The sequence below is a fragment of the Roseateles sp. GW835-FHT13E02 genome (genome assembly GCF_058794035.1).
Genome location: NZ_JBXAGJ010000028.1, coordinates 35287 through 57108, shown reverse-complemented (window position 1 = coordinate 57108; position 21822 = coordinate 35287). Strand labels below are relative to the sequence as shown.

Annotated in this window: 24 protein-coding genes and 2 tRNA genes; 21 read left to right on the top strand and 5 right to left on the bottom strand. The window is 65.0% G+C overall.

The annotated features are described in order from the left end of the window. Positions 1–74, bottom strand: a 74-nt coding sequence (locus tag AC1Q6P_RS21810; protein ID WP_492665955.1) for a flagellar transcriptional regulator FlhD, incomplete at its 3' end; no start/stop codon positions are given. A 244-nt stretch (positions 75–318) separates the two neighbouring features. Beyond that, on the bottom strand, positions 319–846 hold the full coding sequence (locus AC1Q6P_RS21805) for a tetratricopeptide repeat protein (protein WP_492665952.1): 528 nt from the start codon (positions 844–846) through the stop codon (positions 319–321). Positions 847–1847: 1001 nt separating this feature from the next. On the opposite strand from AC1Q6P_RS21805, the gene AC1Q6P_RS21800 reads away from it, so the two are divergent. The 8 genes from AC1Q6P_RS21800 to AC1Q6P_RS21765 all read left to right on the top strand — a co-directional run bounded on the left by AC1Q6P_RS21800 (position 1848) and on the right by AC1Q6P_RS21765 (position 9165). Then, positions 1848–2687, top strand: coding sequence for a flagellin N-terminal helical domain-containing protein (locus AC1Q6P_RS21800; RefSeq protein ID WP_492703328.1), 840 nt, complete (start codon positions 1848–1850; stop codon positions 2685–2687). A 396-nt stretch (positions 2688–3083) separates the two neighbouring features. Further along, positions 3084–3929 (top strand): flagellin N-terminal helical domain-containing protein, encoded by an 846-nt coding sequence (locus AC1Q6P_RS21795; RefSeq protein ID WP_102769793.1) that lies wholly within the window; start codon positions 3084–3086, stop codon positions 3927–3929. Positions 3930–4280: 351 nt separating this feature from the next. Further along, a complete protein-coding gene (locus AC1Q6P_RS21790) occupies positions 4281–5126 on the top strand; it encodes a flagellin N-terminal helical domain-containing protein (RefSeq protein WP_102769792.1) in 846 nt (281 codons plus the stop codon). A 181-nt stretch (positions 5127–5307) separates the two neighbouring features. Beyond that, positions 5308–6738, top strand: coding sequence for a flagellar filament capping protein FliD (gene fliD, locus AC1Q6P_RS21785; protein ID WP_492665951.1), 1431 nt, complete (start codon positions 5308–5310; stop codon positions 6736–6738). 258 nt (positions 6739–6996) lie between these two features. Beyond that, positions 6997–7428 (top strand): flagellar export chaperone FliS, encoded by a 432-nt coding sequence (gene fliS / locus AC1Q6P_RS21780; protein ID WP_102769790.1) that lies wholly within the window; start codon positions 6997–6999, stop codon positions 7426–7428. A gap of 33 nt (positions 7429–7461) precedes the next feature. Next, positions 7462–7761: a flagellar protein FliT gene (locus AC1Q6P_RS21775; RefSeq protein ID WP_102769789.1), complete on the top strand. Its 300-nt coding sequence runs from the start codon at positions 7462–7464 to the stop codon at positions 7759–7761. A gap of 73 nt (positions 7762–7834) precedes the next feature. After that, positions 7835–8620: a flagellar brake protein gene (locus AC1Q6P_RS21770; RefSeq protein WP_171827911.1), complete on the top strand. Its 786-nt coding sequence runs from the start codon at positions 7835–7837 to the stop codon at positions 8618–8620. Then, entirely contained in the window at positions 8617–9165 is a 549-nt protein-coding gene (locus AC1Q6P_RS21765) for a pilus assembly FimT family protein (protein WP_171827912.1), read from the top strand. The genes AC1Q6P_RS21770 and AC1Q6P_RS21765 overlap by 4 nt, the downstream gene beginning before the upstream one ends. 95 nt (positions 9166–9260) lie before the next feature. Here the strand turns inward: AC1Q6P_RS21765 and fliE are convergent, their stop codons facing one another. Continuing rightward, the gene (gene fliE / locus AC1Q6P_RS21760; protein ID WP_492665950.1) at positions 9261–9584 is read right to left on the bottom strand and encodes a flagellar hook-basal body complex protein FliE; all 324 of its coding nucleotides are present in this window, start codon (positions 9582–9584) and stop codon (positions 9261–9263) included. A gap of 260 nt (positions 9585–9844) precedes the next feature. Between fliE and fliF the strand changes: the two genes are divergently transcribed. The 13 genes from fliF (at position 9845) to fliR (ending at position 21536) form a co-directional block, all read left to right on the top strand. Next, complete coding sequence (gene fliF, locus AC1Q6P_RS21755) at positions 9845–11527, top strand: flagellar basal-body MS-ring/collar protein FliF (RefSeq protein ID WP_492665949.1); 1683 nt, start codon at positions 9845–9847, stop codon at positions 11525–11527. 50 nt (positions 11528–11577) lie between these two features. Further along, positions 11578–12573: a flagellar motor switch protein FliG gene (fliG, locus tag AC1Q6P_RS21750; RefSeq protein WP_102769784.1), complete on the top strand. Its 996-nt coding sequence runs from the start codon at positions 11578–11580 to the stop codon at positions 12571–12573. A gap of 12 nt (positions 12574–12585) precedes the next feature. Next, the gene (locus tag AC1Q6P_RS21745) at positions 12586–13392 is read left to right on the top strand and encodes a FliH/SctL family protein (RefSeq protein ID WP_102769783.1); all 807 of its coding nucleotides are present in this window, start codon (positions 12586–12588) and stop codon (positions 13390–13392) included. Then, complete coding sequence (gene fliI, locus AC1Q6P_RS21740; protein WP_102769782.1) at positions 13392–14894, top strand: flagellar protein export ATPase FliI; 1503 nt, start codon at positions 13392–13394, stop codon at positions 14892–14894. Before AC1Q6P_RS21745 ends, fliI begins: the two co-directional genes overlap by 1 nt. A gap of 59 nt (positions 14895–14953) precedes the next feature. Then, positions 14954–15430, top strand: coding sequence for a flagellar export protein FliJ (gene fliJ, locus AC1Q6P_RS21735; protein WP_171827915.1), 477 nt, complete (start codon positions 14954–14956; stop codon positions 15428–15430). A 28-nt stretch (positions 15431–15458) separates the two neighbouring features. Next, the gene (locus AC1Q6P_RS21730) at positions 15459–16964 is read left to right on the top strand and encodes a flagellar hook-length control protein FliK (RefSeq protein WP_492665948.1); all 1506 of its coding nucleotides are present in this window, start codon (positions 15459–15461) and stop codon (positions 16962–16964) included. A 176-nt stretch (positions 16965–17140) separates the two neighbouring features. After that, positions 17141–17737 carry a flagellar basal body-associated FliL family protein gene (locus AC1Q6P_RS21725; protein ID WP_102769779.1) on the top strand — a complete coding sequence of 199 codons (597 nt, stop codon included), beginning with the start codon at positions 17141–17143 and terminating at the stop codon, positions 17735–17737. 31 nt (positions 17738–17768) lie between these two features. Next, complete coding sequence (fliM, locus tag AC1Q6P_RS21720) at positions 17769–18773, top strand: flagellar motor switch protein FliM (RefSeq protein WP_102769778.1); 1005 nt, start codon at positions 17769–17771, stop codon at positions 18771–18773. After that, positions 18763–19200, top strand: coding sequence for a flagellar motor switch protein FliN (gene fliN, locus AC1Q6P_RS21715; protein WP_102769777.1), 438 nt, complete (start codon positions 18763–18765; stop codon positions 19198–19200). Before fliM ends, fliN begins: the two co-directional genes overlap by 11 nt. 129 nt (positions 19201–19329) lie before the next feature. Further along, a complete protein-coding gene (locus AC1Q6P_RS21710; protein WP_492665947.1) occupies positions 19330–19728 on the top strand; it encodes a FliO/MopB family protein in 399 nt (132 codons plus the stop codon). Continuing rightward, a complete protein-coding gene (gene fliP, locus AC1Q6P_RS21705) occupies positions 19718–20482 on the top strand; it encodes a flagellar type III secretion system pore protein FliP (RefSeq protein ID WP_492665946.1) in 765 nt (254 codons plus the stop codon). Before AC1Q6P_RS21710 ends, fliP begins: the two co-directional genes overlap by 11 nt. A 20-nt stretch (positions 20483–20502) precedes the next feature. Then, positions 20503–20772 (top strand): flagellar biosynthesis protein FliQ, encoded by a 270-nt coding sequence (gene fliQ, locus AC1Q6P_RS21700; RefSeq protein ID WP_102769774.1) that lies wholly within the window; start codon positions 20503–20505, stop codon positions 20770–20772. Next, entirely contained in the window at positions 20772–21536 is a 765-nt protein-coding gene (gene fliR / locus AC1Q6P_RS21695; protein WP_171827918.1) for a flagellar biosynthetic protein FliR, read from the top strand. Before fliQ ends, fliR begins: the two co-directional genes overlap by 1 nt. 6 nt (positions 21537–21542) lie before the next feature. On the opposite strand, the gene AC1Q6P_RS21690 is transcribed toward fliR, so the two are convergent. After that, a tRNA-Leu gene (locus AC1Q6P_RS21690) sits at positions 21543–21629 on the bottom strand. 115 nt (positions 21630–21744) lie between these two features. After that, a tRNA-Gly gene (locus AC1Q6P_RS21685) sits at positions 21745–21820 on the bottom strand. Positions 21821–21822 lie beyond the last annotated feature (2 nt).

The following is a 21822-nucleotide window of genomic DNA, read 5'->3' as shown; positions in this document are numbered from 1 at the left end:
ATCAGGTTCTGCGCCAGCATCAGGTAGTTCAGATTGGCTTCACGGATCTCGGCGAGGATTTGGTCTGCGTTCATGGTTTGACTCCGGTCTGTTTGCGATTCGTCTCAACGTGAAACGAATTGTGAAGACCCGATCAGCCCCGCAACATCAGCCCAAATCCAGCTCTTGAGTCCCGGTTCTTCCCAGAACCTTGTCAGGCAACTTCCTACATGCGCGTCCAGCGCGAGGGCGGCGCTTCGGGGCGCTGCCCTGTCCCAGGGCCGGCCCGCAGGGCGGGCGTGAACTGCGTCACGCCGCGCGCCCTGTCATCCTCAACGCTCAGTCGCCCAGACCGAGCAGGGAATTCAAACGCGCCAGCTCGGCCTCGGCCACCGGCAGCAGATCCGGGGCTTCGTCCAGCAGGCTGTCCATGGCCAGGGGCTCCAGGCGCAGCAGATGGCGCAGGGTCTTCTGGGCCTGCAGGGTCTTGCCCAGGCCCGAGCAGGCGAAGCCCAAGGTGTAGAGGCTGGGGCCATGGTGCGGGTGCAATTCCAGCGCACGCTTGGCGTAGGTCGCGGCCTGGGCCAGCTCGCCAGCGCTCAGCAGCAAGGCGGCCAGATCGCTCATCAGATCGTGCGACATCGGCGTCTGCTCCAGCGCCTGCTTGAGCATGGACATGCCCAGGCCCAAGCGGCCGTGCGCGGCCTCGACAAAGGCGGCATTGCGAGCCTGGGCCAGCAGCAGTGCGGCCTCGGTGCCCATTTCGGTCGGCTGCGCCTGCGCCTGCGGGGCCGCAGCGGCCGCGGCTTGCGACTCGATCTGGCCTTGCTTGCCGGCCTTCTTGCTTGCTTGCGTCGTTGTGTGCATTTCAATCTCCAAAGGTGTTGATGCCATTCACAGCCAGCGCCTGAGTCCAGCGCACCATCGTTCCCGATCGATCCAAAAAACTACGGACCAGCCACCCGACCCGGGCCACGTCATTCCGTGGTCAGTCGGGCTGTGCGTGCTGCGGCCTTGAGCTGGTACTGGCTTTGGAAGCGCACGCGCGGGGCGCGCATTTCGACCGCAATGGAGTGGACTTTAGGTTGGCGTGCACGCGTGATTCGCGAGAAAAGCACGGGCTTGGCGCCCTTACTCCAAGCCTGTGCGCAGCCGGCGCCGCCGAAAACAAGTCAGAGCGAGGCCGAATTCGAGATTGCTCCTCTCGACCGGCCGCGATGCCATCCCGCTCTGCTCCTGTTTCCGCTGACCTTGTGAAGTGATGGCATGAAGTGATCGAAGACCGAGACCTGAAGTTCATGCAACAACCCGGGTATCTGGCGGGTTGATGGACCATCCAGCCGCTGCCCACGCGGCCCCGGGGCCATGCATGCCTCCAGTTCAGCACATCCACGAAGAAAAGGACTTTCCCAGCCACAGCTCGCACACGCGCCTCACGACAGCTGCACGACACCCTCGCATGCCGCTGGCCCTCCTCACTTGTTGTTTACGCCTGTCTCTGCTTTCTCAGCCCTTGCTGCATCCGGCCCTCGGGGCCCGCAGGCTCCGGGCGCCAGGCGATCCGAAGAACAAGGCCAGGACCCAGCCGCTTATCGAGCGATCCAGCCTCTTGACAAACAGCACTTAAGTTCCGACGGGTGCTGTCCGATACCACTTCCAACGGGTCTGGAAACAGGCGCGTGGTCCGGTAACAAGGCCGCTGGTTGAGCACTCTCGCAAGGGAATGCAGGGCTTCACAGGCTGACTGGCGCCGGGCGGGGTGGATGGAAGAGTCACAAGGCTTTCGTCCACGTCACAAATGCCGCAAGGCATTTGCCAACACGTCGGCGCTGAGCCGGGAATCTTCGTAGCTGAAACAGGAGCGCATCATGCCCGCAATCATCAATAGCAATATTGCTTCTCTGAACGCGCAACGCAACGTTGCCACGTCACAGTCTTCTCTCTCTGTCTCCATGCAGCGCTTGTCGTCTGGCATGCGCGTCAACTCCGCCAAGGACGACGCCGCAGGCCTGGCCATCGCGGAACGCATGAGCGCCCAGGTGCGCGGCATGAACGTCGCAGTGCGCAATGCCAATGACGGTATCTCGCTGGCGCAGACCGCTGAAGGCGCACTGGGCAAGGTGGCCGATTCGCTGCAGCGTATGCGTGAGTTGGGCGTGCAGGCCCGCAACGCCACCAACACCACCACCGACCTGGACTCGATCGGCAAGGAGTTCGCCGAACTGGGCGCCGAAATCCAGCGGGTGCTGGGTGGCACCACCTTCAATGGCACCGCCATTTTGGGCGCCGGCGCGGGCGCCAAGGTGTTCCAGGTCGGCGCCAACACCACGGCCAATGACGTCGTCACCGTGACCACCACCAATATGGGCGGCAACGCCGACATCACAGCCGTCACAGGCGATGTGATCGACAACACCAAGACCGCCGGCGACCTGAAGACCACGATCGACAACATCGACACGGCCATCAACACGGTCAGCTCCGAGCGCGCCACCTTGGGTGCGGCCCAGAACCGCTTCGACGCCGTGATCTCCAATCTGATGGTCTCGGTGGAAAACCAGAGCGCTTCGCGAAGCCGCATTCTGGACGCCGACTACGCGACGGAAACCGCCAATCTGAGCCGCTCGCAGATCCTGCAGCAGGCGGGCACGGCCATGATCGCGCAAGCCAATCAGATGCCGCAGCAAGTCCTGTCGCTTCTTCGATGACCCCGGGCCAGCCTCGCTGGCCCTGAGTACGCCCGTCGTCACAGAAACGGCGACCCTCACCCCTCCAGCACAAGCCCCTTGACGCTGCCCTCTCGGCGGGGCAGCGTCTTTTTTAAGGGCTGTTTTTCAAAAAAAGGCAAGAAAAAATCTTCAAGGGATTCAAGACATTGCTCGATAACTTTCCCAACGGGCCCGAGGAAACAAGGGACACCGTGGTCCGGTCAGCCGGCCCTGTGCAGACGCCTCATGCGAGGCGCCGCACCAGGCAGGACGCGGACGGTGCAGAACAGGCGGCCCCGGCTGCCTGGATGCTGGCAAAGCCGCTTTGCAAGCGGCCAAGTTATCGACCGTATAGACCGGGTTTCCGGGATGTCTTGAACACCGAAAGGATTGAAAATGCCCTCCATCATCAACACCAATATTGGCTCGTTGAACGCACAACGTAACGCGTCAACCACACAGCTCTCTCTGGCCACCTCCATGCAGCGACTGTCTTCGGGCATGCGCGTCAATTCCTCCAAGGATGACGCCGCTGGCCTGGCGATCGCCGAGCGCATGCAAGCCCAGGTGCGCGGCATGAACGTCGCCGTGCGCAATGCCAACGATGGCATCTCGCTGGCGCAGACCGCTGAAGGGGCCCTGTCCAAAGTGGGTGACTCCCTGCAGCGCATGCGTGAGCTGGCGGTGCAGGCCCGCAATGCCACCAACACCACCACGGACCTGGATTCCATCGGCAAGGAGTTCGCCGAGCTGGGCTCGGAAATCCAGCGCGTGCTGGCCGGCACCACCTTCAACGGCACCGCCATCCTCGGCGCAGGTGCGAAGGCCAATGACTTCCAGATCGGCGCCAACACCACGGTGAACGATATGGTGACGGTGACCACCACCAATCTGACCACCGATACCGACATCACGGCAGTCACCGGTGACGCGATCGACAACACCAAGACCGTGGCCGATCTGAAGACGACCATCGACAACATCGACACGGCCATCAACACGGTCAGCTCGACGCGAGCCACCTTGGGTGCGGCGCAGAACCGATTCGAAGCGGTGATCTCCAACCTGATGGTGTCGGTGGAAAACCAGAGCGCTTCGCGCAGCCGCATCATGGATGCCGACTACGCCTCGGAAACCGCCAATCTCAGCCGCGCGCAGATCCTGCAGCAGGCCGGCACGGCGATGGTCTCGCAGGCCAACCAGATGCCGCAGCAAGTGCTGTCGCTGCTGCGTGGCGGCTGAGCCACCGCTCGGCTGAAGCGCCACCGAAGGCTGGATCGCCGGCCTCGACAACAGACTCTCCGCTCGCTCCGCCACCCTGGCTTGCTCCAGGGCGCGGAGCTTTTTTATGGCCGTGGTTTCACGGCCTTTTCCTGCTTTCGAGGCACGACAGACTGCTCAAGAATTTGGCCATCGGGTTGAAACATGGAAAGCATCACCCGACGTCCGGACCCAAGCCCCCGGCCCCACCAGGCCCAAGCTTGAACAGACCGGGCGAGTTGACAAGCGAAGGCGCCGGCTCGGCCGGCTCCCCACACTTGGATTGACGCGCCGGCCTGGCCGGGAGTTACCGGATTCTGTAGGAGTGCTCAAATGCCGCAAACCATCAACACCAATATTGCCTCGCTGAACGCGCAGCGCAATCTGAACATGTCGCAGGGCTCCCTCGGGGTGTCCATGCAGCGCCTGTCCTCGGGTATGCGAGTCAATTCCGCCAAGGACGATGCGGCAGGCCTGGCGATTGCCGAGCGCATGCATGCCCAGGTCCGAGGCATGAACGTCGCCATCCGCAATGCCAACGACGGCATCTCGCTGGCGCAGACCGCTGAAGGCGCGCTGTCCAAGGTCGGCGACACGCTGCAACGCATGCGTGAGCTGTCGGTGCAGTCCCGCAACGCCACCAACACCACCACCGACCTGGATTCCATCGGCAAGGAATTCGGCGAGCTGGCTCTGGAAATCGGCCGCGTGCTGGCGGGCACCACCTTCAACGGCAAGAAGATCCTGGGCGCCGATGCGGTGATCCCGCAGGAGTTCCAGGTCGGCCCCAACACCGGCGCGGAAGACACCATCACGGTGACCACCTCGGACATGACGGTGGACCCCACCATCACCGCAGTCACCGGTGCCACCATCGGCAATGCCTCGACCACAGCCGATATCAAGGTCATCATCGACAACATCGACATCGCCCTGAACACGGTCAGCAGCCAGCGCGCCACGCTGGGCGCCTCGCAGAACCGTTTCGAGGCCGTGATCTCGAACCTGCAGGTTTCGGTGGAAAACCAAAGCGCCGCACGCAGCCGCATCATGGATGCCGACTACGCGGCAGAAACCTCCAACCTCAGCCGCACCCAGATCCTGCAACAGGCTGGCAATGCCATGGTGGCCCAGGCCAACCAGCTGCCACAGCAGGTGCTGAGTCTGCTGAAGGGTTGATCGAACCCGCCTCGCCGGCCTGGTGCCGACGAGCGCGCGCACGGTTCCTCTCAAGTTTTGAGCACCTTCGGCCGATACCGCCTTTGCGTATCGGCCTTTTTTGTCTCGACCCCGCGATTCGGCGCCGTTTGGACCACAAGACTCGGACGCGGATCCCAACCCAGTCACAGGGAGAACCACCATGGCCGCCATCACCTCCGCAGGCATCGGCACCGGGCGCGATATGGAGACCTTGATCCAGCAGCTGGTTGCCGTTGAGCGCAAGCCCATCAGCGCCTTGAAGACCGCCACCGATGGATTGAAGACGCAGCTGTCCGCCTACGGCAAGGTGCAAAGCGGCCTTTCCGCCCTGCGTGACGCCGCAGCCAAGCTGACCAACCCCGATCTCTGGGGCTCGGGCCTGGGCAGTTCCAGTGACGCGAGCAGCGTCAGCGTGACACCCGGGCCGGGTGCCGCGGCCGGTACCGTGGCCGTGTCGGTCAGCCGCTTGGCGACCGCACAATCGGTGTCCACCAGCTACCAGCCCGCCACCGGCCCGGTCGGCCAAGGCAGCATCACCATCGAGCTCGGCAAATGGAATGCCGACCAGACCAGCTTTGACCCCAAGGCCGGCAGCAGCGCGGTGACCATCGACATCAGCGAGGGTGGCAACACCCTGGCCCAGATCCGCGACAAGATCAACGCCGCAAAGGCCGGCGTCACAGCCTCCATCGTCACCGATCAGGGCGGTTCCCGTCTGGTCATGCGATCCACCGAAACCGGCGCCAGCAATGGCTTTCGCATCGGTGTGATCGATGGCGATGGTCTGCTGGACGGCCAAGGCCTGGACGCGCTGTCGTTCGACCCGCGCACGCCCGACGCCTCCAAGGCAGTCCAGAACCAGGCCGCCGGCAATGCCCTGGCCAAGCTCAACGGGCTGGACATTGAATCGGAAACCAACACACTCAAGGACTCCATCGACGGCCTGACCATCAACTTGCTCAAGCCCACCACCGCCGATGTCAACCTAACCATCTCGGCGGACAAAGAGGCCATCAAGAAAGCCGTCACGGATTTCGCCACCGCCTACAGCAGCCTGGCGGCCCTGGTGAAGGACCAGACCAAGTACGACCAAGCCAACAAGACCGCCGGCACCCTGCAAGGCGAAGGCTCGGTGCTGAGTGTGCAATCGGCCATGCGTGGCGTCAGCGGCGGCACCACCACCCTGGGTGGCAAGTTCAGCCGCCTGGCCGACATCGGCCTGGACCCCGTGGCCGACGGCAGCCTCAAGGTCACCACGACCAAGCTGGACAAATCCATGGCCGATCTGGACAGCCTCAAGCAGCTCTTCATGGCCGTGGACAACGGCAACGCCGAGAACAGCGGCATTGCGCAGCGCATGCGCAAGTTCGCCGACCAGGCCCTGGGCATTGACGGCAGCCTGAGCACGCGACAAAAAGGCCTGCAGGACCGCATCAACGGCAACGCTCTGCAAAGCACCAAACTGGAAGAAAAGGCCACACTGGCCGAGACCCGGCTGCGCGCGCGCTACACCGCACTCGATGTGCAGATGGGCAAGCTCAACAACCTGTCCAGCTATGTCAGCCAGCAAATGGCTTTGCTGAACAAGTAAGGGCCGCGGCCCTTCGACCCTGCACGCGCGCTGCAGCGTCTGATCCCCTCCGAGCAAGCGGTGGTTTCGCAAGAAGCCACCGCTTGCTTGCTTTGTGAAGCATGCAAAAGCACGGCGCCGACCGCCGTCCAGCCGGCACAAATTCGCACTTTCTTCAAGCCCGCGTTTGCAGGCAGATGCGGTGTCTTCCAGCACTCAAGTTCAGCGCCCCGGGGTCGAAAACAATTCAACACGAGCTTCCCCGGAAAGAATCCCACCATGTACGGCAACGCAGCCTCTCCGTTCGCATCCAGGACACAGCGCGCCTCGATGTACCGCAAGGTCGGACTGGAGACCGATGTTCAAAGCGCCAGCCCGCACCGTCTGGTCGCCATGCTGTTCGACGGCATCTTTGCCGCCATGAATCAAGCCCTGGTCGCCATCGAGACCAACAACACCGAGCTGAAGAACAACTCGCTGTGCCGCGCGGTTCGGATTCTGGACGAGGGCCTCAAAGCCACGCTGAATCTGGAAGCCGGCCCGCTGGCCCAGGACCTGGGTGACCTCTACGCCTACCTGTGCATGCGCCTGACCCAGGCCAATCTGCGCAGCGATGCAACCCTGATCGAAGAATGCCAACGCCTGCTCACCCCGGTGCGAGACGCCTGGACCGCCATCGGCCAGTCGCCGGAAGTGCAGCGCGCGGCCTGATCCACCTAACACTTGTTTCTTGCGGAAATTGTGATGAACACCCAACTTCTGAGCTACTACGAAGCCATTGAGCAAGCCAGCGCCGACATGCTGTCCGCCGCACGCACCGGCAACTGGGACGAAGTCGTCAAGCTCGAGGGCGCTTGCGTGCTGCTGATCTCCCAGCTCAAGCATGCCGCTGCCGGTGAAAAACTGGCCCCCGAAGAGAACAAGCTGAAGACACGCATCATGCAGCGCATCCTGCTCAACGACGCCGAGATCCGCCATCTGGCCGAACCCTGGCTGGATGATCTGGACCAGGTGCTGTCCGGCAAGAGCAAGACCTTGCACTGAACACCGGCCCACGGTCTTTCAACGCGCCGCCCGGGAGCCTGCCAGACCCCCCGGGCGAAACCGCCCCTCCCGCATGAGCTCCACTCCGCCCCCCTCCACCTCGCCCGACTCGGCTGCCTCTGCCGACTCGGGCGATTTTCGTATCCAGTCCCCGGTCGAGATTCTCGGTCTGCTGCAGCGCCTGCAGCAGGAGCAGACCCCGCTGATCCTCAGCACACCGGAGGGCCTCAGCCTCTCCACCCGAGTCTGCGAACTCGATGCCGACAAGGGCCGATTGCTGCTGGACCGGCCCGCAGCCGCCAGCCCGCTGCCGAACCTGCTAGGCGCCCAGGAGCTGACAGCCGTGGCCTATCTGGACCAGATCCGCCTGCAGTTCGATCTGGAGGGGCTGATGCTTTTGCAAGCCGGCCCGCAAGCCAGCCAGGATGATCTGCTGCGCGCCAATCTGCCTCAGCAGCTCTACCGCTTCCAGCGCCGCCAGGCCTTTCGCGTGCGCCCGACCAGCCGCACGCCGCAAGCCCATGTCTGCGTGCCCGGCGCCGACGAGGCCAGCCCCATCACCCTCAGCCTGCGCGTGCTGGACCTGAGCCTCGGTGGCCTGGCCCTGCTGCTGCCGCCCGGGCCGGCTGCGCCGGCCACCGGCCAGCTGCTGCAGGCCGTGCGGGTGGAACTGGACCGGCACACCCGCCTGATGGTGGATCTGCGCCTGCAGCATGTGCGCCCGCAAGCCGACGGCAGCCGCCAGCTGGGCTTGACCTTCGAGAACCTCGACCCACTCGCCGAGCGTGATCTGCAACACTATGTGGAACAGGCGCAGAAGATGGCACGCCTGCTGCGCAAGGCCCAGGGCACACCATGAATCACAACAGCCGCCCGAACCTGCACCGCGGCTTCACCCTGCTCGAAGCGGCCGTGGTCATGGCCGTGCTGGCTGTGGTGATGGCCGTTGCCGTGCCCAATTACCGCAGCTTCATCCAGCGCCAGCAGCTGCGCGACGCGGCCAACAGCCTGCTGATGGACCTGCGCAACGCGCGCGAAATGAGCGTGTCCCAGCGCAGCCCGGTGTTCGTGAGCTTTCAGGCCGGGCCAGAGTGGTGCTGGGGCATCAGCCGCGACCACCCCTGCGACTGCGGCCCCACGGTGGCCGGCAGCAGCAAGTCCTTCGATCCAGCCACTGGGCGAGCCACCGCCTGCACACTGACCCGTAGCAAGGGGCGTGACTACCCCGATGTGCGAATGGATTCAGCCGTCGATGCCGAGTTTGAGCCAGCCCTGGGCCAGGCGCCGCGACATGGCGCCACGGCCTTCAGCACCGGCAAGGGCCAAGCCCTGCGCGTAGAACTCAACAGCATGGGGCGGGTGCAGGTGTGCGGGCCGGCAGCCCAGACGGCCTCGCCCTGCTGAAGGCCTTGGGCTTGGAGCGCAACGCGGGAAGCCTTGCGCAAGAAACAGCATCGAGTGCCGCGGGACGGGCGGAGCCTCAGCCCCCCCCTACCCCGTCAGACCTGCATGTTCATGATTTCCGAATAGGCGGACACCAGGCGGTTGCGGACCTGCAAGGTGGCTTGGAAACCGATCTGGGCCTTCTGCATGGCCACCATGGTCTCTTCCAGGCTGACGGTCGGGTTGTCCAGCTGCACCTCGCGCTGCAAGCGTGAGGCCTCGTTCTGCGAGCGGCTCACGCCTTGCATGGCCTGAGCCATGGCGTCGCCAAAACTGGCGCCGCCCATGGCCTTGGCCTTGGACAGCGGCTCGCCATTGATGTTCAGGCCAGCGCGCGCGGTGGCCTGGGCGAAATCAAAAGGTCTGAGCTTCAGTTCCATGACAAGGGACTCCATCCACGCCCCGTGGCCAAGGCGAAGCCAGAGCCGGAGCGATGGAGGGAACTGTAGGCCCGGACGCGCCGTCTGAAGGAGGGAACTGCGCTCGGTTCTTCGGCCTGTTCCAGGCTTTCTTGAGGGGGCAAATCCGAATAATTCAATGCATCGGCAATGCCTGTCGTCCGCCGTGAAAACCATCACGGATTGGCACCCGCCTCTTCACTTTCAGACCGACAGACCCGCCCTCCAGCCCGGCCCGACTCATGGACAACGCCCTCAGCCCCGCCGCCAACACCCTGCCCCTGGTGACACCCGAGCCTGCCAGCTTCGGTGCCCGCCTGGCAGCCTTGCCGGTGCGCAACAAGCTGATGATGGGCGGCGGCCTGGCCATGCTGGCCGCCGCCGTGCTGGCCATCACCCTGTGGTCCAACCAGGGCGACTACCGGCCGGTGTTCACCGGCTTGTCCGACAAGGACGGCGGCGCCGTCATCGCCCAGCTGGCCCAGCTGAACGTGCCCTACCGCCACGAACCCGGCGGCACCATCCTTGTGCCGGCGGCCCAGGTCTACGACGTGCGCATGAAGCTGGCCTCGGCCGGCCTGCCCAAGGGCAGCAGCGTGGGCTTCGAGCTGATGGACAAGAGCTCCATCGGCCAGACCCAATTCAACGAACGGCTGAACTTCCAGCGCGGCCTGGAAGGCGAACTGACCCGCACCATCACCGCCCTGGCCGATGTGGCCGATGCGCGCGTGCACCTGGCCATGCCGGAGCAGAACGGCTTCTTCCGCGAGCAGCAAAAGCCCAGCGCCTCGGTCATGCTGACCCTGCGCGGCGGCCGCTCGCTGGATCGCGCCCAGATCGCCGGCATCGTCCACCTGGTTTCGGCCAGCGTGCCGGGTCTGTCGGCCAAGGCCGTCAGCGTGCTGGATCAGACCGGAGCCCTGTTGTCCAACAGCCCGGAAGCCAGCAATGGCCTGGACAGCCAACAGCTGCAATACAAGCAGCAAATCGAATCGAACTTCAACAAGCGCATTTATGAGCTGCTGGAGCCAGTGGTGGGCCGCGGCAATCTGCGCGCCACGGTGACGGCCGATGTCGACTTCTCGCAGATCGAGAGCACGGCCGAAGAGTACAAGCCCAACCGCGGCCAAGGCGCCACCGCCGCGGTGCGCAGCGCCCAGACCAACGAGTCCATCAACGGCACGCCCGCGCCACCGACCGGCGTGCCCGGTGCCGCCGCCAACCAGCCGCAAGCCCCGGCCACCGCACCCATCGAAGGCGAAGCTGCGCCACTGCAGGCCGCCGGCGGTTCGCCCAGCAACAGCACCAAGCGCGACTCCATCACCAACTACGAGCTCGACAAGACCGTGCGCGTGGTGCGCAACGCCACCGGCAATGTGCGCCGCCTGAATGCGGCCGTGGTCATCAACCACCGCCCCAACACCGACCCCAAGTCCAAGGTTTCCAACATCCCGGTGCCGCAGGAAGAGCTGGACAAGCTGACCGCTCTGGTCAAGGAGACCATGGGCTTCAACCAGGAGCGTGGTGACTCGCTCAAGATCATCAGCGCGCCCTTCCTGCAAGACAAGCAAGAAGAGGTGGAACTGCCGCTGTGGAAGCAGCCCTTTGTGCTGGACCTGCTGCGCAGCGCTGCCGTGCCACTGGCCCTGGTGCTGGTGGCCCTGATTGCCGTGTTCGGCATGGTGCGCCCGGCCATCAAGGCCGCCAACCCGCCACCGCCGGAAGCCAGCGACACCGCCTCGCAGCTCAACGCCGTGGTCGACGACGAGAACGAACTGCCCGCCCTGGGCGCCGACGGCGGCCTGCCCGCCCTGAGCGGCCCGGTTGCTAACGAAAAACTTGAGCGTGCCCGTGCACTGGCCCGCGAGAACCCGATTGCCGTGGCCAACATCATGCGCAACTGGATCAACGGTGAAGTCGAGTGAGCCGGACCGGCCGCACGTCTCCCCCGCCATATTGACCAACGAGCCCGACCATGGATGACAAAGGAATCGAAGACGCTGCCATCTTGCTGATGTCTCTCGGCGAGGAGGAAGCGTCGGAAGTCTTCAAGCATCTGGCCCCGAAAGAGGTGCAGAAGCTGGGCGAGACCATTGCCAAGCTGAAAGTCGTGGGCCGCGACAAGGTCGAGCAGGTGCTGACCCGCTTCGACGCCGTGGCCGAAACCCAGAGCACCCTGGTCTCCGACACCGATGAATACGTGCGTCAGGTGCTGCGCAAGGCCCTGGGCGAAGACAAGGCCAATCTGCTGCTCGATCGCATCCTGCAAGGCAGCGATGTGTCCTCGATCGAAAGCCTGAAGTGGATGGACGCGGCCTCGGTGGCCGAGCTGCTGCGCAACGAACACCCGCAGATCATTGCCGCCATCCTGGCCCATCTGGACTTTGACCAGACCAGCTCGGTGCTCAAGGTCTTCACCGAGCGTCAGCGCAACGAGGTGCTGGTACGCATCGCCACCTTGGACGGCATCCAGCCCATGGCGCTGAAGGACCTGAACGAGGTCATGAGCCAGGTGCTGGCCGGCGGCGAGCGCATGAAGAAATCCAACCTCGGCGGCGTCAAGACCGCGGCCGAGATCATCAACATGCTGGGCTCCAGCGTGGAGGCTTCGGTGCTGGATTACATCCGCGAAGCCGATGCCGACCTGGCCCAGAAGATCATGGACAACATGTTCACCTTCGACGATCTGGACAAGATCGACGACAAAGGCATCCAGGCCGTGCTCAAGGAAGTGCAGAGCGAATCCCTGGTGGTGGCCCTCAAGGGCGCGAGCGCCGAGCTGCGCGAGAAGATCCTGCGCAATATGTCGAGCCGCGCGGCCGAAACCCTGCGCGAAGACCTGGAATCGCGCGGCCCGGTGCGCCTGTCCGAGGTGGAAGCCGAGCAGAAGGAAATGCTCAAGATCGTGCGCCGTCTGGTGGACGAAGGCACCATCGTGCTGGCTGGCGGCGGCGACGACCAATTCGTTTGAGGCGATTGAGTCATGACCCCTCGCCCGCCCCGCCAAGTGCCGCCGCCGCCGCGTGACCCGTCAGCGCCGCCGCGCACCAGCAGCTACAGCCGCTTCATTCCACGCGAGGAAGTGCAGAGCTTTGCCGCCTGGAACCCGGATGCCTTCCACGGCGCCGTGAACACCCAGCGCGCACCGATCAGCGCACCGGCCCCGGCCAACGCCCAGCCCGAGGTGGCCGAGCCCGCACCGCCACCGGAACCCGATCTGCAGGAGCTGCTGCACGCCGCCCGTCAAACCGGCTACCAGGACGGCTACCGCGACGGCATGGCCGCGCTCGATGCCTTCAAGAAAAGTTTTGCCCAGCAGATGAGCGCCCAGATCGGCCAGCTGGTGAGCAGCTTCGACGCCGATTTCCGCGCCCTGGAAGATGAGATGGCCCGCAGCCTGGCGCGCTGCGCCGTGGAGCTGGCCCGCCAGGTGGTGCGCAGCGAGATCACGCAGCGCCCGGAGCACATCGCCAAGGTGGCCCACGATGCCGTGGAAGCGCTGCAGCTCTCGGCCCGCCATGTGCGCGTGCGCGTCAATCCCAGCGACTACCCGCTGGTGCAGGAAGGCGCCGGCGAGGAGCTGCGCGCCCGCGATGCCCAGCTGCTGCCCGACCCCGAAGTACCGCGCGGCGGCTGCCGGGTCGATTCCGACATCAGCAGCGTCGACGCCAGTCTGGCCGCCCGCTGGCAGCAGGCCGCCGCGGCCATGGGCCAGGCCTCGCTGTGGGAAGACCGCCGCAGCGGCCGCAACGATGCCGAGCCCACCCAGCCCACGCAGGAGGACCTGTGATGGAGCAGTACTACGGAACGCTGGCTGATGAGATCGAGGCCGAGCGCACCGACGACGAAGCCCAGGACGACAGCCCAGCCGCTGGCCGCCAAGGCCGCTGGCTGCAGTACCTGAGCAATCTGCAGGAGTTCGCCAGCAACAGCACGCCACTGGAATCGCAAGGCAAGCTGGTGCGTGTGGCCGGCCTGGTGCTGGAAGCCACGGGGGTCAAGGTGCCGGTGGGTTCGGTCTGCGAGATCCACATGCCCAGCTCCAGCGCCAACCCGCAACGCGGCCAGCGACCGGTCAAGGCTGAGGTGGTGGGCTTCTCGGGCGACCGCGCCTACCTGATGCCCACCGATGAAATCCAGGGGTTGTCCAGCGGCGCCATGGTCGTGCCGCGCGCCCTGCCCCTGATGGGCCCGCAGCTGGGCAAACCCCTGCATCCCTGGCGCCGCAACGAAGACCGTGGCCTGCACCTGCCCATGGGTCAGGGCCTGCTGGGCCGCGTGGTCGATTCGCACGGCCATCCGCTGGACCGCCGCGGCCCCCTGCAGATGACCCATGCCGAACCCATGGTGCGCCGCCCCATCAATGCCATGGATCGCGACCCGGTGCGCAGCGCCCTGGACACCGGCGTGCGCGCCATCAACACCATGCTGACCGTCGGCCGAGGCCAGCGCCTGGGCCTGTTCGCCGGCACCGGCGTCGGCAAATCGGTGCTGCTGGGCATGATGGCCCGCTACACGCAGGCCGATGTCATCGTCGTCGGCCTGATCGGCGAACGCGGCCGGGAAGTGAAGGAATTCATCGAGGACATCCTCGGCGAGGAAGGCCTGCAGCGCTCGGTCGTGGTGGCCGCGCCGGCCGATGCCCCGCCTCTGGTGCGCATGCAAGGTGCGCATTACGCCACGGCGATCGCCGAAAACTTCCGCGACCAAGGCCTGCACGTGCTGCTGCTGATGGACTCGCTGACCCGCTATGCCATGGCCCAACGCGAGATCGCCCTGGCCATTGGCGAGCCGCCGGCCACCAAGGGCTATCCGCCGAGCTGCTTCGCCAAGCTGCCCCAGCTGGTGGAACGCAGCGGCAACGGCCTGCCGGGCGAAGGCTCGATCACCGCCTTCTACACCGTGCTCAGCGAAGGCGACGACCAGCAAGACCCGATCGCCGACGCGGCGCGCGGGATTCTGGACGGCCACATAGTGCTGAGCCGCGAGCTGGCCGAGGCCGGCCATTACCCGGCCATCGACATCGAGCGCTCGATCTCGCGGGTGATGACCAATGTGGCGCCGCAAAGCCATATCGACGCCGCCCGCCGCTGCCGCCAGCTGCTCGCCAAATACAACAAGGCCCGCGACCTGATCCAGCTGGGTGCCTACGCGCCCGGGCATGACCACGAACTGGACCTGGCCGTGCGCCTGCACCCCGACATCAGCCGCCTGCTGCAGCAGGACATGCACAGCCCGGCCTTGCTGGCCGACAGCGTTCGCCAGCTGTCGGCCGTCATCAAGGACGCCTGAATTCTGCCGATACACCAGGGGTCCGCATCGGACCTCGTCGCTTTACCGAGGATCGCTACATGAGCAGCAGTTCCAGCAATCTCCAGGTCCTGAGCATCCTGCTCGAACGGGCCGAGGCCGAACGTGACGAGGGCCTGCGCCAGCTGCAAGACGCCCAGGCCCGCGCTCAGCGCGCGCGCGCCCAGCACGGCGATCTGGCCCAGTACCGCAACGACTACCAGCTGCGCTGGAGCCAGCAGTTCGCACGACAGGGCACGATGGACATCGTCGGCTGCTACCAGAACTTCGGCATGCGCCTGAACGACGCCATCACCAGCCAGAGCCACATTGCCGAGTTCGCTGACCAGCGCGTGCAAAACGCACGCGAACAGCTGCAAGCGCTGGAAATGCGCGTGGCCTCGGTGCGCAAGCTGCTGGAGCGCCGCCGTCTGGAAATCAGCCGCAGCGCGCAACGCCAGGAACAAAAGGCCACCGACGAGCAGGCCTCGCGCGCCGCCTACGCCAGCGCCAATCCCTTTGTGCGCCTGAGCGCCTGAGCCAGCTGCGCAAGCCAGGAGTGCCCCCATGTCCAGCCCTTTGAATGCCCAGCTGCTGGCCGCCCAGGACAGCGCCCGCGCGGCCGCGATGCGCCAGTCTGGCGCCTCGGCTCTACGTTTCACGCCCAGCGCCAGCAGCGAAGAAACCGCTCTGCAGTTCAAGCAGATGTTGAACAAGCTGGATGTGGCCGCCGCAGCGCCCAAGCCCACGGTCGCGGCTGCAGCAACGCCCACACCCTCAAGCCCGGCCCCGGCCAATCTGCGCCCGGCCACGCCCGAGCGCAGCGCCGAACGCCTGGCCGAACGCCGCAGCGAAACCCAAAGCCAGGAACAGAAGCTGGCCGCACGCCGCGCCCAGAATCAGTCCGGCGCCAAAGCCGCGGGCGCGGCCGAGCGCCAGGCTTTGAACGCACAGCCGCCCAGCAAAGCGGGCGGCACCGACAGCGGTGCCGATCTCGATCGCAGCAGCGCCAGCACCCGCAAGCCCACAGCCGATGAACGCAGCGGCGACACCGCTGCCGCCCCCAAAGCCCCAGCCACGGCCGAGCCCAGCACACCGCGCAGCGACACGCAGGCCTGGAACGGCCAAAGCCGCGAGCAGGCACAGCCTGAGGACGAAGCAGAAGACAGCGATTCCGACGCACTCGCCATCGAGGCCGCTCGCGGCGGCCGGCCCGGCGAGATGGGTGAACTCGACGCCACCACGACCCCCACAACGGCCCGCCCGGACGGCAGCCGCAGCCTGCGGCGCGACAGCATCCCCGGTGCCAGCGATCTCGGCAGCCGGCGCGCCAGCACCGTGGACCGCGCCCAGGCTCAGGTGTTCGGCAAGGACCTGAATGCCACGGGCGCCAGCCCAGCCGCCACAGGCGCGGCCGGCACGCTGCCCTTGGCCGGCAGCGAAGGCAGCAGCTTCGCCCGCATGCTTCAAGGCGCCAGCGGCTATCCGGATGCAAACAGCCCCACCCCCGCCGCCTTGACCGCAGCCCAGGCTGCCACAGGCCTGGATGCCCTGAGCCGCGGCCAGGCCGCCGACGCCACCGCCCAAACACCGGCCAACAGCGGCAGCGCCGAGAGCGCCCAATTGCATCTGCAGTCGCCTCTGCATGCCCCGGCCTTCGCTCCCGAGCTGGGCGCGAGACTCAGTGTGCTGGCCGCCAATGGCGTGCAAGAAGCCCAGCTCCACCTGAATCCGGCCGAGATGGGCCCGGTGCAGGTGCAAATCGTGCTGGAAGGCCAGCAGGCACAGATTTCCTTCCACGCCGAGCATGCCGAGACGCGCCAGATTCTGGAGCAAAGCCTGCCCGACTTGGCAGCCGCCCTGCGCGACAGCGGCCTGACGCTGAGCGGCGGCGGCGTGTTCCAGCAAGCCCGGGACCCTTCGGCCCAGACCGAAGCACGAGACGACAGCGGACGCGGCCACAAGGGCCGCGGCAACCGACTCGAGATGGGCGTGAGCAGCAGCGAAGCCAGCCTCTCTGGCCCGGCCGGCGGCACGCGACGCAGCCAAGGCGTGGTCGATCTGTACGCCTAGATGCAAGCCCATTCGGCAGCCCTGAAATGACGAACGCCGGTCGGCCTTTTCTCCCCTTGAGACAGGACAGCAGCATCAATAATCAGCTTCAACCCGAACCCTGGCCCCTGCGCCCGGGCGCGACTGCGCCACGGTGGTGGCCGGCTGTTTGAGCAAGAAAGTACACAGGAGTCCTCATGTCTACACCGGCCGCAGCGCCTGCCGATGCCCCCAAAGGCGGAGGCAACAAAAAACTGATCATCATCATCGCGGCCGTGCTCGTGCTGGTCCTGGGTGGCGGCGGTGCCGCCTTGCTCCTGATGAAAAAGAAGCCGCCCGCGGACGATGAGGAAGGTGGTGAAGCCGCCGCCCATCAGGAAGCCCCGGCCCACGCTGCGCCCAAGCCAGGCACACCGCCGGTGTTCGTGCCCCTGGACCCCTTCACCGTCAATCTGTCCGACAAGGATGTGGACCGCTTTGCCCAGGTCGGCATCACGCTGGAGGTGATCGACGCCAAGACCGCCGATCAGATCAAGGCCTACCTGCCCGCCATCCGCAGCAATGTGCTGATGGTGCTGTCACACAAAACATCGGCCGAGTTGCTGAGCCGCGAGGGCAAGGAAAAGCTGGCCCGCGAGGTTTTGCGTGAATCGGTGCGCCCCATGGGCATCGAGCTCGAGGACGAAGACGAGCACGAGGAAGAGGCCGCGCCGAAAAAGAAAAAGAAGAAGAAAAAGCCAGCCGTGGTCAGCCCGGTCACCCAGGTTTTGTTCTCCACCTTCATCGTCCAGTGAGCCCGCTGTTGAAGCAGATCGGTGATTCGCCATGAATCAGCAAATCCTCTCCCAAGACGAAGTTGATGCGCTACTGCAGGGCATCACCGGCGAGAGCCAGAAGCTCGACGCCGAGGAGGAGCAGGTTGGTGGCATCCGCGACTACAACCTGGCCAGCCAGGAACGGATCGTCCGTGGGCGCATGCCCACGATGGAAATCATCAACGAACGTTTCGCGCGCAACATCCGCGTCGGCCTGTTCAACTTCATCCGCAAGAGCCCGGAAGTGGCCATCGGGGGCATCAAGGTGCAGAAGTACAGCGCCTTCCTGCGCGAGATCGTGGTGCCGACCAACTTCAACATCGTCTCGGTCAAGCCGCTGCGCGGCTCGGGTCTGATCGTCTGCGACCCGACCTTGGTATTCGCCGTCATCGACTCGCTGTTCGGTGGCATCGGCAAGTTCCACGCCCGCATCGAAGGCCGCGATTTCTCGGCCACCGAGCAACGCGTGATCCTGCGCCTGGTCGAGGTCATCACGGCCGAATACCACAAGGCCTGGAAAGGCATCTATCCGCTGGAGCTGGAATACCAGCGCTCGGAAATGCAGCCCCAGTTCGCCAACATCGCCACCCCCAGCGAGATCGTGGTGTCGACCTCGTTCACGCTGGAGATCGGCGAGACCAGCGGCACGGTCTACTTCTGCATCCCCTACGCGACGCTGGAGCCGATCCGTGACGTGCTGTACTCGACCACAGTGGGCGACTCGACCGAGCCCGACCGCCGCTGGGTCAATCTGCTCAAGCACCAGATCCAGGCCGCGCAGGTCGAACTGGTGGCCGAGCTGGGCACGGCGCCGGCCACGGTGGAGCAACTGCTGGCCTTCAAGCCGGGTGACTTCATCGAGCTGGACCTGGAAACCATGATCAAGGCCAAGATCGACGGCGTGCCGATTTACGACTGCCACTACGGCACCTCGAATGGCAAGTACGCGATCAAAGTGGAACAAATGCTGACCAGCCCTGACCAGGGTTGGCTGGGAGCACGCAATGTCACCTGATACCCCTTCCGCCGAAGAACAAGACGCCATGGCCGCCGAATGGGCGGCGGCCCTGGCGGAATCCAAACCGGCCGAAGTCGCCGAAGAAGTGTCCCAGCCCAGCGAGCAGGTCGCGCCGGCCAGCTTCGCCAATTTCTCGCCCTCGCCCAACAATCTGCCCAGCGGCGACATCAACATGATCCTGGACATCCCCGTCCAGCTGACCGTGGAACTGGGCCGCACCCGCATTCCGATCAAGAACATCCTGCAGCTGGCGCAGGGCTCGGTGGTGGAATTGGACGCCCTGGCGGGTGAGCCGATGGACGTGCTGGTGAACGGTTACCTGATCGCACAGGGTGAGGTGGTGGTCGTGAACGACAAGTTTGGTATTCGCCTGACCGACATCGTCACACCCTCGGAGCGCATGCGCCGTCTATCCAAGGCCTGACCGCGAGGTCCTTTCTCCAGGTCCATTCACAAGGCCCGAGCGTACCCACACGCAAAAGCCTGAGTTCCCGGGGCAAGACCCGGCACTTCAGGGCGCATCGCCGCCCTGGCTTGGCCCACAATCGGGCACATGAACTCCTCACCCCTGCTGCCCCTGCTCTGGTTTCTGGCCATTCTGTGCCTGATTCCCCTGGCCCTGTGGCTGCTCAAGCGCACGCCTCTGGGCGGCGCGGGCAGCCAGACTCACGGCGCCATGCGCCTGGTCGCGCAACTGCCCATCGCGCCCAATCAACGCCTGCTGACGGTGGAAGTCGGCCAAGGCGACGACCGCCGCTGGCTGGTGCTGGGGGTGACGGGCCAACAGATCAACACCTTGCATGTGATGCCGCCGCAGGCCGAAGCCCCGAGTGGCGCGGGCCTGGCGCCCTTTGCTAACGGCAGCTTCGCGCAGCAGCTGGGCGCGCGCCTGCGCGGCCAGACGCCAGCCCATGTCGAGGACAAATCTGCCGGAGGCCGCGATGCGAGCTGAAGCCTGGCTGGGCCGAGCTGCCTTGCTGAGCACCGGTCTGCTGCTGTCTGCCGGCGCCTGGGCCCAGAGCAGCACCCCGCCGGCCACAATCCCTTTGCTGCTGGGCCAGGGCGCCAATGGCGGCAGCTTCTCGGTGCCCATCCAGACCCTGCTGTTCTTCACGGCGCTGGGCTTTCTGCCCGCGGTGCTCTTGATGATGACGGGCTTCACCCGCATCGTCATCGTGCTTTCGCTGATGCGTCAGGCCCTGGGCACCCAGGCCGCGCCGCCGAATCAGGTGATCGTCGGCCTGTCGCTGTTCCTGACCTTCTTCGTCATGAGCCCGACCTTGGACAAGGTCTACGCCGAAGCCTGGCAGCCGTACAGCACCGGCGCCCTGCCCTTCGAGGAAGCCATCAAGCGGGCCGAGCCGCCGATGCGCAGCTTCATGCTCAAACAGACCCGCCAGGCCGATGTCTCGCTGTTTGCCCGCCTGGCCAAGCTCGATGACAGCGTCAAGGCCGAGGATGTGCCCTTCAAGGTCCTGGTGCCGGCCTTTGTGACCAGCGAGCTGAAGAGCGCCTTCCAGATCGCCTTCCTAATCTTCATCCCCTTCCTGGTGATCGACATGATCGTCAGCAGCGTGCTGATGAGCCTGGGCATGATGATGCTGTCGCCGGTGCTGGTGGCCCTTCCCTTCAAGCTCATGCTCTTCGTTCTGGCCGATGGCTGGAACCTCTTGCTCGGCTCGCTGGCCGCATCGTTCGTCACCTGAAGCCCCGGAGCCCTCAACGCATGGACGCACAACAAGTCTTCACCTTCGGCCAGCAAGGCCTCTATGTCCTGATGCTGGTGTCGGCGCCGGTGCTGCTGACCGTGCTCGCCGTCGGCGTGCTGGTCAGCGTGTTTCAGGCCGCCACGCAGATCAATGAATCGACCTTGAGTTTTGTGCCCAAGGTGCTGGCGGCCGTGCTGGTGCTGTCCATCACCGGGCCCTGGATGGTGACCACCCTGGTCGAGTACATCCAGCGCACGCTGAAAACCATTCCGCAAGTGGTCAGCTGATGTTTTCCGTCACGGAGGCGCAGCTGCTGGCGTGGTTGAACCCGCTGCTGTGGCCCTTCGTCCGCACCCTGGCGCTGTTTGCCGGCATGCCGGTGTTCAGCCAGCGCAATGTGCCGGCGCGGGTCAAGGTCGGCCTGGCGCTCTTCATCTCGCTGGCGGCCCAGCCCTCGCTGCCGGTCATGCCACTGACCCCGCTGGATTCCTTGCCCATGCTCCTGCTGCTGCTGGCTCAGCAGATGTTGATCGGGCTGTCCATGGGGTTTGCGGTTCGCTTGGTGTTCGCCTCGCTGGAGTTCGCGGGGGAATTGATCGGCCTGCAGATGGGCCTGAACTATGCGGGCTTCTTCGATCCCGCCACGGGCAGCCAGGGCACGGCCAGTGCGCGCTTTTTCGGCAGCATGGTGGCCTTTCTGTTCATCGCCATCAACGGACATCTGCTGTTGATCAATGCCTTGATCCAGAGCTTTCAGGTCTTCCCGGTCGGTGATGAGCCCTTCCACTTCTTGCGCGTGGCCAAGCCTCAGGTCTGGGGCGCCGAGATCTTCCGCATCGGCCTGTGGATTGCCCTGCCCTTGATCACGATGCTGATGTTCGTGAATCTGGTACTGGGTGTGATCTCGCGCGTGGCGCCGCAGATCGGTGTGTTCTCGGTTGGCTTCCCGCTGACCGTGAGCATTGGGCTGATCGGCATGGTCGCCACCCTGCCCTTGATGCAAACGCCTTTCACCGTGGCGCTGGAGCGCTTGCTGGCAGCCTTCACTTGAAGGCGCTGGTGCCCGGGACGGGACTCGAACCCGTAAGACCGCGAGGTCGGCGGATTTTAAGTCCGCTGCGTCTACCAATTTCACCACCCGGGCGGCGGCATCATCCTGGCTGGGCATTATCTACCGCAGCCGATACAGCCCCGAGCATGGCGCCACAGGGCGAGACTGAAAGCAAAAAGGGAAGCCAGCGGCTTCCCTTTTGCATATTTGGAGCGGGTAACGAGGCTCGAACTCGTGACCTCAACCTTGGCAAGGTTGCGCTCTACCAACTGAGCTACACCCGCAT